General features: G+C 67.6%; 10 protein-coding genes. 6 read left to right on the top strand and 4 right to left on the bottom strand.

Annotated elements, in window-relative coordinates; translation table 11 throughout:
• The 5 genes from KY501_RS04890 (at position 1) to KY501_RS04870 (ending at position 7,619) form a co-directional block, all read left to right on the top strand.
• Positions 1-3,090, top strand: coding sequence for a WGR domain-containing protein (locus KY501_RS04890; RefSeq protein WP_224361341.1), 3,090 nt, complete (start codon positions 1-3; stop codon positions 3,088-3,090).
• Positions 3,080-4,726 carry an SWIM zinc finger family protein gene (locus KY501_RS53870; protein WP_224361340.1) on the top strand — a complete coding sequence of 549 codons (1,647 nt, stop codon included), beginning with the start codon at positions 3,080-3,082 and terminating at the stop codon, positions 4,724-4,726. The genes KY501_RS04890 and KY501_RS53870 overlap by 11 nt, the downstream gene beginning before the upstream one ends.
• Positions 4,727-5,006: 280 nt before the next feature.
• The gene (locus tag KY501_RS04880) at positions 5,007-6,602 is read left to right on the top strand and encodes a reverse transcriptase family protein (protein ID WP_224361339.1); all 1,596 of its coding nucleotides are present in this window, start codon (positions 5,007-5,009) and stop codon (positions 6,600-6,602) included.
• A 27-nt stretch (positions 6,603-6,629) separates the two neighbouring features.
• Complete coding sequence (locus KY501_RS04875; protein ID WP_224361338.1) at positions 6,630-6,878, top strand: hypothetical protein; 249 nt, start codon at positions 6,630-6,632, stop codon at positions 6,876-6,878.
• Positions 6,879-6,995: 117 nt separating this feature from the next.
• Positions 6,996-7,619, top strand: coding sequence for a hypothetical protein (locus tag KY501_RS04870; RefSeq protein WP_224361337.1), 624 nt, complete (start codon positions 6,996-6,998; stop codon positions 7,617-7,619).
• Between the two features lie 6 nt (positions 7,620-7,625).
• On the opposite strand, the gene KY501_RS04865 is transcribed toward KY501_RS04870, so the two are convergent.
• From KY501_RS04865 to KY501_RS04855, 3 genes are all read right to left on the bottom strand, one after another.
• Positions 7,626-7,955 (bottom strand): hypothetical protein, encoded by a 330-nt coding sequence (locus KY501_RS04865; RefSeq protein WP_224361336.1) that lies wholly within the window; start codon positions 7,953-7,955, stop codon positions 7,626-7,628.
• A 77-nt stretch (positions 7,956-8,032) separates the two neighbouring features.
• Positions 8,033-8,584, bottom strand: coding sequence for an ester cyclase (locus KY501_RS04860; protein ID WP_224361335.1), 552 nt, complete (start codon positions 8,582-8,584; stop codon positions 8,033-8,035).
• Between the two features lie 65 nt (positions 8,585-8,649).
• On the bottom strand, positions 8,650-10,989 hold the full coding sequence (locus KY501_RS04855) for an acyl-CoA dehydrogenase family protein (RefSeq protein WP_224361334.1): 2,340 nt from the start codon (positions 10,987-10,989) through the stop codon (positions 8,650-8,652).
• Between the two features lie 147 nt (positions 10,990-11,136).
• Here KY501_RS04855 and KY501_RS04850 point away from each other — a divergent pair, with 147 nt between their 5' ends.
• Positions 11,137-12,405 carry a phospholipase D-like domain-containing protein gene (locus KY501_RS04850; RefSeq protein ID WP_224361333.1) on the top strand — a complete coding sequence of 423 codons (1,269 nt, stop codon included), beginning with the start codon at positions 11,137-11,139 and terminating at the stop codon, positions 12,403-12,405.
• Positions 12,406-12,409: 4 nt separating this feature from the next.
• On the opposite strand, the gene KY501_RS04845 is transcribed toward KY501_RS04850, so the two are convergent.
• Positions 12,410-13,099 (bottom strand): endonuclease III domain-containing protein, encoded by a 690-nt coding sequence (locus KY501_RS04845; RefSeq protein ID WP_224361332.1) that lies wholly within the window; start codon positions 13,097-13,099, stop codon positions 12,410-12,412.
• Between the last annotated feature and the right edge of the window lie 104 nt (positions 13,100-13,203).

Here is a 13,203-nt window from a genome sequence, read left to right as displayed (position 1 = left end):
GTGAAGCTCATCGAGCAGGTGACGCTGCTCTTCCAAGAGGGGAAGAGCGACAAGGTGTATGAGGTGGACCTGCTCGAGGTGGGGGCGGGCCAGTACGTCGTCAACTTCCGCTACGGCCGGCGTGGCACCGCCCTCAAGGACGGCACCAAGACGCCCACGCCTGTTTCCATGGCCGAGGCGCGGAAGGCCTTCGACAAGCAGGTCCAGTCCAAGTTGGACACCGGTTATGTCCGCGCGGGCCATCCCTCCACCGGCCTGCCGCCTCCGGCGCCTCGGCCTGCCGCTCCTGCTCCCTCGGCTGCTGCTCCTGCTCCGGCGGGGGCTCCACCGGGGGCCTCTGCTCGCGAGAGCACCCTGCTGCAGCAACTCACCCAGGAGGTCAGCACCCGCCGCTGGTTCCGCAGCACCGAGGTTCGTGCGCAGCCTCGGCCTCTGGAGCGCGTCATCTGGCGCGTGGGCGAACTGCGCATTCGTGCCGCCGAGCCCATCCTTTTGCCCATGCTGGAGCGGGCCACTCCGCTGCGTGCGTACTGCATTGCCGCGGCGCTCGGGCGCCTGGGTTCGGCCCAGTCCATGTCCGCGCTCGGGCGGCTCTATGGAGACCCGGGCACTCCGGACATGGTGCGCCGCGTCGCCACCGAGGCGCTGCTCCAGCTCTCCGATGAGGCCACACGTGCCGAGTTCCGTCAGGACCTGATGGGCAAGCTGCCTCCCGCGCTGCGGGACGCCGCTCAGGCCGGCAATGCCGAGGCCTTTGGTCAGGCGCTCGACAAGCACCTGGCCGCTGGAGGCAAGGAGCCGTACTCGGTGCTGGAGACCGTGTACCTGGTGGACTCGCCAGTGGTGCGGCCCGCGCTGCTGCGCGTCCTGAGGACGACACCCTTCCAGCGCAGCGCGGTGAAGGCACTGCGCCACGTCTTCAAGATGGCCGAGTATCGCCGCGACGGCGAGGTGTTCGGCCTCATCGGCTGGCGCTACGAGAAGGAGCGCTCCACGAATCGAAGCTCGCGTGACGGTTTCGCGAAGGCCACGCGTATGTTCCTCCGCCGCCGTGTCTGGCGTGCGCTGCGCCGGCTGGGCCAGATCGAGGATCCCGACTTCGTGAAGATGGCCGTGGGCGTGCTGCTGGCCTTCAGTGATGCGGATGCCGTCGCGGAGTCCACGACGAGTTCGGGCTATGGACGCAACCGAGAGGAGCATCACTGGGAGGCCTTCGCTCCGTACTGGGCCTTCAATCACCTGCTACACGGGCGAAGCCGCCGCTTCGTGGCCGTGGACCGCAAGCTCTCCTTCTATGCGAAGTGGAAGCTCCGCTCGAGCGAGACATTGCCCGACCGCGAGGAGACCTTTCCCCAATTGTGGGACCGCACTCCGCAAGGGCTGATGCACCTGCTGGATGAGAGCCGCTGCGCTCCTGTGCATACCTTCGCTGCGCGTGCGCTCCGCTCCCTGCCTGGATTCCTCGCTCAGCTCGATGCGGATGCGGTGGCGATGCTGCTCGAGAAGCCGTATGCGCCCACGGCCCAGCTCGGCCTGGACCTCGCCGTGCAGCGGGTGAATGCGGTGGGAGAGCCTCGGGCCTTGGTGCTCGCTGCCGCGCGCTCTCCCTATGCGCCCGCGCGCCAGCAGGCCTTCCGGTGGCTGGACCTGCTGCGTGACGTGCTGCTGAAGGATCTGGCCTTCCTCGCCGCGCTGGCCATCTCGCCCCAGACCGAGACCCGCCAGTATGTCGCCAACCTGCTGCGCGGCTCCGTGCTGCCCGACGATGTCGCCGAGGCCTTCATCCGCCAACTGCTCCAGGCTGCTCGGAAGTTGGGGCCCAACGATGGGCCGCTCGCGGCCGATGTGAAGCAACTCGTGCTCGCCGCGCTGGGACCTCTGGGTCGCCCTCCGGGCACCGAGGTCCTCATCGAGTTGCTCGGCCATCCGCTCGTCGAGGTGCAGGAGCTCGGCGGAGAGCTGCTGCTGCGCCGGGATCTGCGCACCGAGCCCGTGCCTCCCGAGGTGCTCGGTCACCTTCTGCAGTCTGCGAGCGCCTCGCTGCGTACCCTGGGCCTGCGTCTGCTCGGGAAGATGCCGGATGCGGCTTTCCTCGCGAACGAGGAAGTGCTCGGGCGGTTGGCTTCCAGTCCCCACGCCGATGTGCGCCAGGGCATCCGCCCGTTGATTGGGCGCCTCGTCACGCTGGATAGGGCAGCGGGGGCTCGAGTGGCGGAACTTCTCCTCGCCGCGCTGCTGCGCCGCAGGCTTCCCGAGGGTGTTCCGGAGCACGTGAAGGCCCTGCTCACCGGCGAGCTGGCCACCGCGTTCCAGGGCATCTCCGCCGAGACGCTGTGGCGGCTGCTGGATTCCGAGGACGCCACGGCGCAGAGCCTGGGCGCCGAGCTGCTCGAGAAGAGGGGAGATTCGCTGCCGGTGGATGTGGCGCGGGCCGTGAAGCTGGCTGGCCATGACGTGCTCAAGGTGCGCGAGTGGGCCTGGCGCTGGCTCGAGGGGCATGTGCCCCAGGTGGGCCAGGAGCTGGCCACGGCGGTGCAGTTGCTCGATACACGCTGGGACGATGCGCGGGCCTTCGCCTTCCGCTACTTCCGCGAGCGCTTTGCTCCCGAGCAGTACTCGCTGGAGGTGCTCGTCTCCGTGGCCGACAGCGTGCGGCCGGATGTGCAGGCGTTCGGGCGGGAGATGCTGGCGCGCTCCTTCCGGGATGCGGACGGGCCGGAGCTGTTGCTGCGCCTGTCCGAGCATCCCGCTCCGCCGGTGCAACTCTTCGCCACGCACTACCTGGAGCGCTTCGCCAGCGGCAACGCGAGCATGGTGGAGAAGCTGGTGCCCTACTTCGTCCGGGTGCTGAGCCAGGTGAACAAGGGCCGCGCCGCGCGAGGCCGCGTGCTGGAATTCCTTCGCAAGGAGGGCCAGCGCAACGAGGTATCCGGCCGCCAGGCGATGGATGTGCTGCACCGATTGTCAGCGACGATTGCTATAGAGAACCGCGCTGCGGCGCTGGAGGCCATGCTCTCCATCGGGAAGGCGCAGCCGGCCATCCCGCTGCCCGTGCGCTTGAAGCCGGTGGAGGTCCGTCGTGGAGTTTGAGTACGCCTATCGGGGCAACACCACCGTGGAGAACCGGGGCGACCGCACGGACCTGTCCTTCTCTCCGGACACCAAGCGCCCCCCCACGTACTTCTCGGGAGAGCTGAGACAGAACGTCGCCTTCCGCGAGGCCATCTCCGCCCTGCACAGCGTCGTGGTGTCGGACCTGCGCTTCAAGCCCAAGGACAAGACGGCCTACAAGGCCTGGGCCGCGAAGCAGGAGGACCGCGACATCGATTCCATCCTCGCCCAGCGTCAGGCGGTGGCCAGCCGGCTGAAGGGCCTGCGCGAGGAGTTGACGGAGCTGGAGAAGCAGAGCGCTCGGAGGATGGGGCCGTTCCTGGAGGCCCGGCGCCGCTACTTCAACTACCTCTACGAGCGGAACAAGGACTTCTGGTTCGTGCTGGATCCGGTCATCACCGTTCATCCGGACGAGGCCTTCTTCGAGTGCTTCAGCCAGGACGAGTCCAGCTACGGCCGCCTGGGCGCCAGCTACGAGGTGTTCCAGAACGTCGGCGAGTTCTCCTGCGGAACCACCAACATCGACTACTCGTCGCCGCTCTATGACGAGTTCCAGAAGATCCGTTCGTACAAGCGCACCCGCTTCGAGGTGGACCCCACGGGCTTCACCACCCAGACGGGCGCGGACGCGGCGTATAAAGAAGTGAAGATCGACCTGCCGGACTCGTGGGTGCGCGGGTTCCTGCAGGTGAACTCGGCGATGAGTCTGCAGGCCACGCGCGTGAACCTGCACCCCATGGACGTGCACAACTTCCTCTTCGTGCTCAAGCGGCGCAAGGAGAAGAAGGGCCCGCGCTCCATGCGGTACAAGCTCTCTCCCGGCCAGCCGGTGAAGATCGTCTTCGAGCCGTGGAACCTCGAGGTGACGTGCCCGCGCTCCATCTTCGAGGGCGAGGGTACCCATGACATCCGAGTCTGGGGCCGCCGCCGCCTGCTCATCCTCGAGCGGCTCATCCCCGTAGCGCGGCGCTTCACCGTGCACCTGCTCGGCAGCGGGATGCCGTCCTTCTACGTGGCGGACCTGGGAGATTTGTCCTTCACGCTGGGGCTCTCGGGCTGGACGGCCAATGACTGGTCCACGGCGGGCAATTTCGACCTGATGGCCCCTCGCACAGAGGTGGATGAATTCACCCGTCGCCGTGTCTTCGACGCGCTCAAGGAGAACTGGCGCGAGGCGCCGGAGGCGCTAGCCGCGCGGCTGGGGTTGGATCGGGCCACGGTGCTCGGCGCGCTGGGCGCGTATACGCAGGCGGGCCGCGCCATCTGGGATCTGAACAAGAACGTGTACCGCGCACGCGAGTTGAGTCGCGAGCCCCTGCCCATGGAGAAGCTGCGCTTCTCCAACGAGCGCGAGGAGAAGGCCACGCGCTTCCTCGAGGCCAAGGCGGTGATGGTGCAGGCCCAGCCCTCGAATGTGGATGGCTCGCTGGAGCTGAAGGGGACGGTGCGGGACGCGAGCAAGGTGCATCGCGCAGCTTTGCGGCTCGATGGGGATCAGCGTATGGTCTCCGCCGAGTGCACCTGCAACTTCTTCCAGCAGAACAAGTTGTTCAAGGGGCCTTGCGAGCACCTGCTCGCGCTGAGGCTCCAGCACTCGAAGTCGTATCGGACATGAAGAATGGGAGGGTTCGCGCACGCGGCGGTCAGAGGGCGGTACCTTGCAACCCGGGCGGCGTTTCGCCGTCCTTGCCTGATGGCCTGTGATGCATCACTGGCCCGCTCTTGACTGTGCCGTACCTCCCTACCCCAGGCGTATGGCGGTTTGGATTCCGTAAATCCATAGCGCCCGGGGTAGGGGGTACGGCTTGAGTCGAGACGAGCCAGTCCTGAGAGCAGTACGAAGGTGCTCTCGGACCGCCGCGTGGACGGACCCTCCCAGTTCTTCGTGAGAGCCCATGTCCCAAAAACCCCCGAGAAACCGGCAGGAGTTGTACGAGCGCATCCAGGGCAGCTCCAAGGATGAAGTCGTCCTCGAGGAGATGGTGCGGCTGGGCTTCTGGCCGGCCCGCAGCGGCATGCCCGGGGATCCGGCGGATGAGATTCACCGCAAGGCGGAGCTGGAGAAGCAGATCCGCGCGCTCACCTCCGAGCAGGCCCGCCTGGGCAACCTGGAGCGCCTGAAGAAGGACCTGCGCAAGAAGCGGCTCGCGGAGAGCAAGCTCAAGCAGAAGGAGACCAAGGAGCGCCGCGAGCGCGAGCGGGTGGCTCGGGCCGAGGCGTGGAAGGCGCGCAAGGCGAAGGAGATCCTCTTCCTGGGCCGCGGCGTGTCCGGTGGGTTGAATCACCGCACGCTGGATGTGCCCAGGCTGGAGCGCCAGGGGCTGCCGAAGCTGGAGACCCCCGAGGCCCTGGCGCAGGTGTTGGGGCTCACGGTGGGGCAGCTGAGGGCGCTGTGCTACGCGCGCACGGTGTCCACGCGGACGAACTATGTGCGCTTCGCACTGCCGAAGAAGACGGGAGGAATGCGGATCATCTCCGCGCCCCTGCCTCGGCTGAAGGCGGCACAGCACTGGGTGCTGAAGAACCTGTTGGAGAAGCTGCCGATGCACGATGCGGCCCACGGCTTCCGGCCCGGGCGCTCCATCGTCAGCAACGCGCGGCCCCATGTGGGCGCGGCGGTGGTGGTGAACCTGGACCTCAAGGACTTCTTCCCCACGGTGGTGTACCCGCGGGTGAAGGGCTTCTTCGTGAAGCTGGGGTACAGCGAGGCCACGGCCACGGCGCTCGCGCTGCTGTGCACCGAGCCCGATGTGGAGGAGGTGGAGCTGGACGGACAGCGCTACTTCGTGGCCCAGGGAGGCCGGCGGTTGCCACAAGGCGCGCCCACCTCTCCGGCGCTGACGAACTTGCTGTGCCAGCGGCTCGACCGGAGGTTGAAGGGCGCGGCCGGCAAGCTGGGCTTCACCTATACGCGCTACGCGGATGACCTGACGTTCTCGGTGGCCCGGGGCGGCAAAGGGGACGTGGGGAAGATGCTGCGGCTGGTCCGGTTCGTCGTCCGGAAGGAGGGCTTCACCCCGCACCCCGAGAAGACGCGCGTGCTGCGACGTGGGGGCCAGCAGGAGGTGACGGGCGTCGTCGTCAACGACAAGCCTGGTGTGGATCGCGACACGCTGCGGCGCTTCCGGGCGCTGCTGCACCAGATCGAGAAGAGCGGACCCGACGGCAAGAAGTGGAACGGGTCGACGGACGTCATTGCCTCCGCGGTGGGCTTCGCCAACTACGTGGCCATGGTGGATCCGGCCAAGGGCAAGATCTTCCAGGACAAGGCTCGGGCCTTGGAGCAGAAGTACGGACGCAAGACGCCTCTACCGCCCAGGCCCAAGGTGGGCGCTCCCGCGCAGCCGGGCACTGCCTCCACGGCCCCGTCCACGCCTGCGGGTGGTACCTCCGCGACAGGGGGTACCTCCGCGACAGGGGGTACCTCCAAGCCCGAGGATCCGAAGGATCCCAACGAGCCGCCGAAGAAGAAGTGGTGGAAGGTGTTCTGAGCCTCGTGGCCCTAGAGGAGGTAAGGAGTGGAAGACAGTCCGGCGCTGATCATCGTCGCCTTGATCGTGGTGGTCGTCATCCTCGGGTTCCTGCTCCGGGGCACTGAGGCCCAACGGCTGCGGCGCGCCTGGTTTCGCAACACGCCCCTGCCCCGGACGCAGGCTGAGGAATCCCTCGCGCGGCACGTGATGGCGTTGAAGGAGCGGTTTCCCGGCCGGACCGAGGCCTGGTACCTGAGGAAGATCCTCGCGGAATTGCAGCGGGACCGGCGCTGAGAGGCGGTCGCGCCCTGTTTCCAAGGGGACAGAGGGGCGCGCATCTTTCTTGAAGGTCCGTTAGCCTATGCCTGTCCGGGCCCGCCTCCATGGGCTCCGAGCAGGAGGCTGTCGCACATGGAGAACCTCGACTCGCGGATGGAGCGGTTGGAGCGTGGCTACCGGCGCATGCAGGGCATTGCCTTCGCGGCCATGGCCCTGGCTGGCGTGGGGCTGGGCGTGGCCGTGCTCAAGGACGAAGCTCAGGGGGGCTCTTTGGTGGTCTCCCGGCTGACGTTGACGGATGCGCAGGGCCGCACCCGTGCCACGCTCGCTACCCAGGGAGATGGGAGCGCGGGGCTGGTGCTCAGTGATGCCTCGGGAAACCCAAGGGCACTGCTGGGGGTGACGCAGGACGGCTCGCCGAGGCTGCGCTTCTCCACGGATGACGGGAACACGCTCGCGGAGCTCACTGTGTACTCGAACGAGGCGCCGCGTCTGGCGTTCGCGAAGAAGGGTGGGCCGGAGTTCTTCGCCGTGGGGCTGTTCGCGGACGGTTCGTCCCGGCTGGAGCTGGCGGACCCGGATGGCCGGCCCCGAGCCATTCTCGGGGCGGATGAGTACGGCTCGCCGGGGTTGTTGCTCGTGGACCGGACGGGGCAGCCCCGGGCGACGCTGCGGGTGTCTCCGTCCAACAGCGCCAGCCTGGTGCTGGAGGGCCACGACGGAGAGGTGTTCCGCGCGCCCTCCAGCGTGCAGTGACGAGGACTACTGCTCCAGGGCTGTGGCGCGCCGCTCCAGGTTGTCGACGCGGGTGTTCAGGCCTTCGTAGTTTCCGCCGAATGATGGGAGCTCGGTGAGCATCGTCGCGATGCGCTTGACGTAGCCGAGAATCTGCACGTTCGACGCTTCGAGCTTGTCCATCCGCACTTCGAGTTTGTCCATCCGGCCTTCGAGTCTCTCCATCCGGCTTTCTAGCCTGTCCATCCGGCCTTCGAGTCTCTCCATCCGGCCCTTGAAGTCCTGAAACTCCAGGTCGAGCCGCTGGACCCCCTGAACCAACTGCACCATCGCCTCTCCACTGATTGCTGTCGCCATCGGCGCCCTCCACATCGGTTCAACACCGCCACTCTATCGCGGTGAGGAGGACCCTACCAAGGGGGTCTGACAGAGACTCAGGACTCAGCAGGTGAGGAGGCGGGAGTTCCGGAAGAACCCGGGGAAGCTGGAGCCGGGGGCAGGAGCTTGAAGCCCTGCTGGAGCAGGAAGCCCAGCTGATCCGTGATGTCCCAGGACTCCACGAGCTTCGCCCCCTGCAAGCGCAGCAGCGAGTGTCCCTGGAGCTGGAGCTGCTTCGGCTTACCCGTCTCGTCCAGCGCCTTGGGGTTCGTCCCCGTCGCGTTCCAGTGGACGAGCACCAGATCCCCCTCGGCCACCACGTGCTGGATGTCGAAGTGCAGATCGGGGATCGAGGAGAGCATCTCCTCCGCCTGCTTGCGCACGAACTCGGGCCCCTTGTGGTCGGGCGTGGCTCCCGGCGAGTGGTCCACGAAGTCCGGTGCCACGAACTGGGGCGCCTTGTCGAACTGGCGCTGGTTGTAGAGCTCCTCGATGAAGGCACGGGCCACCTGTTTGTTCTCCTCCTCGGCGGAGAGGTTCCGAGTTCCGGACGTGGTGGCACAGCCCGTCAACAGCGTGAGTGTCAGCAGCAGCTTGAATCGGTTCATAGGAGCCGGAGTGTGCCACCGGCCCCGGCTCACGTCAGCCGACTGTCTTCACGTCCCCGTCCACCTCATGGAGACGGCCGGCCCAGGCCGATGGGCGCCGCCAGACACGCCTCGGGGATGCCGAAGGCTCGCGTCAGCGCCACCGCGTCCGGCCGCAGCTCCGCGCACAGGCGCGTCACCTCCTTGCGGATGGCCTTGGCCTTCGAACTCTCGATGTGGTCGTTCTCCAGGAACCAGGCGCTCGCATCCAGCAGGCAGCCCAGGCCGTAGAGATCGCACAGCTTGCCGAGCACGGCTTTCAGCGCCGGATCCTCCACCTGCTCCACGCCCGCGAGGAACTGTTCCAGCACCACGCGCTCCACGTGGGCATGCGCCAGCGCCTGCAGGTGATCCTGCACCTGGATGAAGGCCTGGAACGAGTCCACTCCCGAGCCCAGCCGCTTGCGCAGCCGCCGCGCCGCGGAGGCCAGTAGATCCGACTCCCGGAAGCGAAGAGCGCGCAGCTGGAAGTCCCCGTCTCGCAGGTGCTCGCTGCCCGTGCGCCGCACCTGGAAGGGGTTGCGATCCGTCAGCGCTCCCGAGGCTCGCTCGACGATGAACTTCATCACCGTGAAGACGCGGTCATCCTCGAACTGTTGCCGGTAGCCTGTGAGCAGGCTCTTGGCCACCAGCTGCATCAGCACCGTGTTGTCACCCTCGAAGGTGGTGAACACGTCCGTGTCCGCCTTCAGCGAGGGCAGTCGGTTGGCCACCAGGTAGCCCTGGCCGCCGCACGCCTCGCGGGCCACCTGCAGCGTCCGTGTGGTCTGCCACGTGCCGTACGCCTTGAGTCCCGCGGCCAGAGCTTCCACCTCCAGCGCGTCCTCCTCCTTGCGTCCCACGTAGCGCTTCACCAGGTACTTGAGCGCGAAGTCCATCGCGTACGTCGTCGCCAGCGGCCGGAGCAGCCGGAGTTGGTGGGTCTGGTAGTCCAGCAGCCGGGCCTCCGGTGCTCCCGCCGGGCCGAACTGCCGGCGCTCGTCCCCGTAGGAGATGGCGATGGCCAGCCCGCTCTTGGCCGCGCTCAGCCCCGCGCACGCCACGCTCACCCGGCCCGCCACCAGCGTGCCCAACATGGTGAAGAAGCGCCGCGAGGCGCTGCGGATGGTACTCGTGTACTCGCCCTCGGGGCTCACCTGCGCGAAGCGGTCCAGCAGGTTCTCTCGGGGCACGCGCACCTGGTCGAACCAGATGCGTCCATTGTCCACGCCGTTGAGCCCCATCTTCAGCCCGCAGTCCTCCACGCGGACACCGGGGAGCAGATGTCCACCCTCGTCTCGCAGGGGCACCAGCAGCGCATGCACACCGTGGCGCTCGCCGTTCACCTCGAGCTGCGTGAACACCGTGGCCATGCGCGCGTGCTGCGCCGCATTGCCGATCCACTCCTTGCGTGCCGCCTCCGAGGGCGTGTGCAGCACGAACTCTCCGCGCTCGGCGTCATAGCGGGCCGTCGTCTCCACATCGCGCACGTTGGAGCCGTGGCCCAGCTCGCTCATCGCGAAGCAGCCGGGCAGCTCCAGCGAGGCGATCCGGGGGAGGACCTCGCGGTGGTGCCGCTGCGTGCCGAGGAAGTACACGCTCCCGCCGAACAGCCCGAAGTTCACGCCCACCTTCACCGTCAGGCTGAGATCGAAGAAGGCCAGCGTCTCGAAGGCCGCGATGAACGCGCCCAGGTCCACCTTCGTGAGGTCATCCGGATAAGCGATCTTCCCCAGGCCTTTGTCCGCGAGCTGCTTCAGCCAGGAGAACACCTGCTCCCGATAGGTGGCGGTGTTTCGCTCGTCCGCGTAGCGGAAAGACGGGGCGGAGAGCCACTCGCGTACGCGGGCGCGCTCGGAGGGGTAGGTGCGCTCCAGCACCGCGCGCAATGCCTCCACGTTGAAGGAGGGTGGGGTGGCGGAGCTATCCGCCGTGGCGGGCGTGCGAGGGACCAGGGTTCGCACGGCCTCGGCGCTCGAGATGCCCAGGGCCGTCTCCAGCGGAGCCAGGGTGCGCGCCAGCTCCGCCAGGGAGGTGGGCAGGGCGTCCGTGCCGCCGAGAACCTCCGCGAGCTGTGCCCCCAGCTCCGCCAGGCTTTGCTGCCCGCTGGAGCCCAGGCGCTCGGCGGTCTGGCGGATGTGCTCGCGCAGTTGCGCCAGGGCGCGAGGCGTGGGCGGAGCGAGCGGGTCCAGCCAGCGGGCCAGCACGGCACTGGAGCGCAGATCCAACCACGGCTGGGCGCGAGCCGCGGCACCCAGGGCGCGGATCTCCTCGTGAGTCAGCTCTCCGTCCGTCCAGGCCACATAGAGCATGGGGACGAGTGGCGCCAGGCGGGGAAGGGACAGCAGTTCCTGGGCGGAAGGGTCCTGCACTTCATCGGTGGCCATGGATGTCTCTCCGGAGAGCAGGCGAACAGGCACAGTTCGCCACGGTGTGCCCATTGGGGCAATGGGAGGTTGCAGCGTTGCCGGGGCGACAGGTGGGAGATGTGCACAGGCTGGCTGTGACTCAGTGCATCCCTAGCTTGGCACGGCATGGACATGGATGTGACCGATGGGGTGCTTCCGCAACCAGGGGCGCATGGATGGGACGCGAAGGACGGCCAGCGCCATGAGATGAAGGGGCCGTTCCATCTGCCCCCCGGACCGGACGCCTTCTCCTTCGTGCTGTACCAGTCCACCGGCGTGTGCCTGGAAGAGGGGCACCGGGTGGAGTTGCTGGAGAACGGCACGGTCTTCGACCGGATGCTGGAGGACATCCGCCAGGCGAAGGAGAGCGTGCACATCCTCGTGTACATCTGGCGCCCGTGCGAGCTGTCCGATCGCTTCGTGGAGGCGCTTCAGGAGCGGGTACGCGCGGGAGTGAGCTGCCGTGTGGTGGTGGATCCGGTCGGCAGCGAGGAAGTCTCCGGCGACAAGGACTTCGACCAGAAGATCGAGCGTCGCCTCGTCGAGTCCGGCGTGGAGGTGCACTACTACCGGCCGCTGGCAGGCAAGGTGCTGGGGCGGCTGCTGGGGCGCAACCACCAGAAGCTCGTCATCGTCGACGGGCGCATTGGCTACACAGGGGGCTTCGGCATCTGGAAGGTGTGGGAGGGGGATGGCCGTGCGCGCGAGAACTGGCGCGACACGCACGTGCGCGTGGAGGGCCCCGCCGTGTGCCGGATGCAGCTGACGTTCTCCCGTTCGTGGCAGGAGTCGGGAGGCAGCCTGCTGCACCCGAAGGATCTGCCTGGGCCCTGCCACGTGGGGCCTGTGCGCGGCGGGTTCGTGGACAGCATTGGCAAGCTGGGGATGACGGACGCCGAGCGGATGGTGCGCATCGTCATCGCCGCCGCGCGCAAACGGCTGTGGATTGCCAATGCCTACTTCACGCCGCCCAACGCCGTGCTCGAGCAGCTCGTCCACAAGGTGCACGAGGGCGTGGACGTGCGGGTGCTGGCGCCGGGCCCCATCCATGACGTGCCCATCGTACGCGCGTCGCAGCGCTCCACGTACGAGAAGCTGCTGAACGCGGGCGTACGCATCTGGGAGTACCAGCCGTCCATGATGCACGCGAAGACGCTGCTGGTGGACGACTGGCTCACGGTGGTGGGCTCCACCAACCTGGACGCGCTGTCGCTCAACAAGCTCGGCGAGGGCTCGCTGGTGCTGGCCGACCCGGAGTTCGCCGCGAAGCTGGAGCGGTGCTGGGAGCGTGACCTCGAGTGTTCGAAGGAGATCACTCTCGAAGCCGGGGGCAGGACCAACCCCTGGCGGCGGCTGGCCCGGCGGGCCACGCAGTTGGTGGGCCAGGACCGGTAGCGCGTTAGCGCGGATTCGTCACGCCGACCTGACGGCACATGGACAGCACGGGGCACGTGGAGCACTTTGGCCGTGTCCCCGTGCACACGTGCTTGCCGAATGGCACCAGCAGCCGGTTGAGTTCGGTCCAATACGGTCGAGGCAGCCGTGCCTCCAGCGCCGCCAGCGTCTGCTCCGGCGTGCGTGCCTGGACATAGCCCCAGCGGTTCGTCACCCGGTGGACGTGGATGTCCACGCTGATGGCCGCGTGCCCACACGCGATGCCCAGCGCTAGGTGGGCGCACTTGGGACCCACGCCCTTGAAAGACTGCAGCACCTGCGCGTCACAGGGCAGTTGCCCGTGGAACTCCTTCACGGTGCGCACTGCGATGGCATGGATCTGCTTCGCCTTCGGCTCGGGGTATGTCACCGCGCGGATGAGGGATTCGATCTCCCGAGGTTCGAGACGGCTCATCTCCTCGGGAGTGCGCGCTCGTTGGAGCAGTGCCAGGGAGGTGGGCAGGCTCACCTCGTCCAGGGTCCGGATGGACAGGATGCACGCGACGAGCTGCTCGAACAGCGTGGTGTGCCCTTGCGCTGCCAGCGCGAACATCGCCGCGTCCGCGAAGCTCCGGACCGCCTCCCGGATGTGCCGCAGGACCTGATCGATGTCGAACTGTTCCTTCTCCGCTTCCGTGCTCCCTGTGGGCCCCATGTGACCTCCTGACCCAAGCTAGGAGGTAGGGTGGCGGCAAGGCAACCTGGGACGTTGGTTCAGCCCGGTCTGGGGCCGCGCGGATGATCGCTGGGTGACAAAGT

This window comes from Hyalangium versicolor, from assembly GCF_020103695.1.
GTDB lineage: Bacteria > Myxococcota > Myxococcia > Myxococcales > Myxococcaceae > Hyalangium > Hyalangium versicolor.
This window is presented reverse-complemented; position numbering and strand designations above follow the sequence as displayed.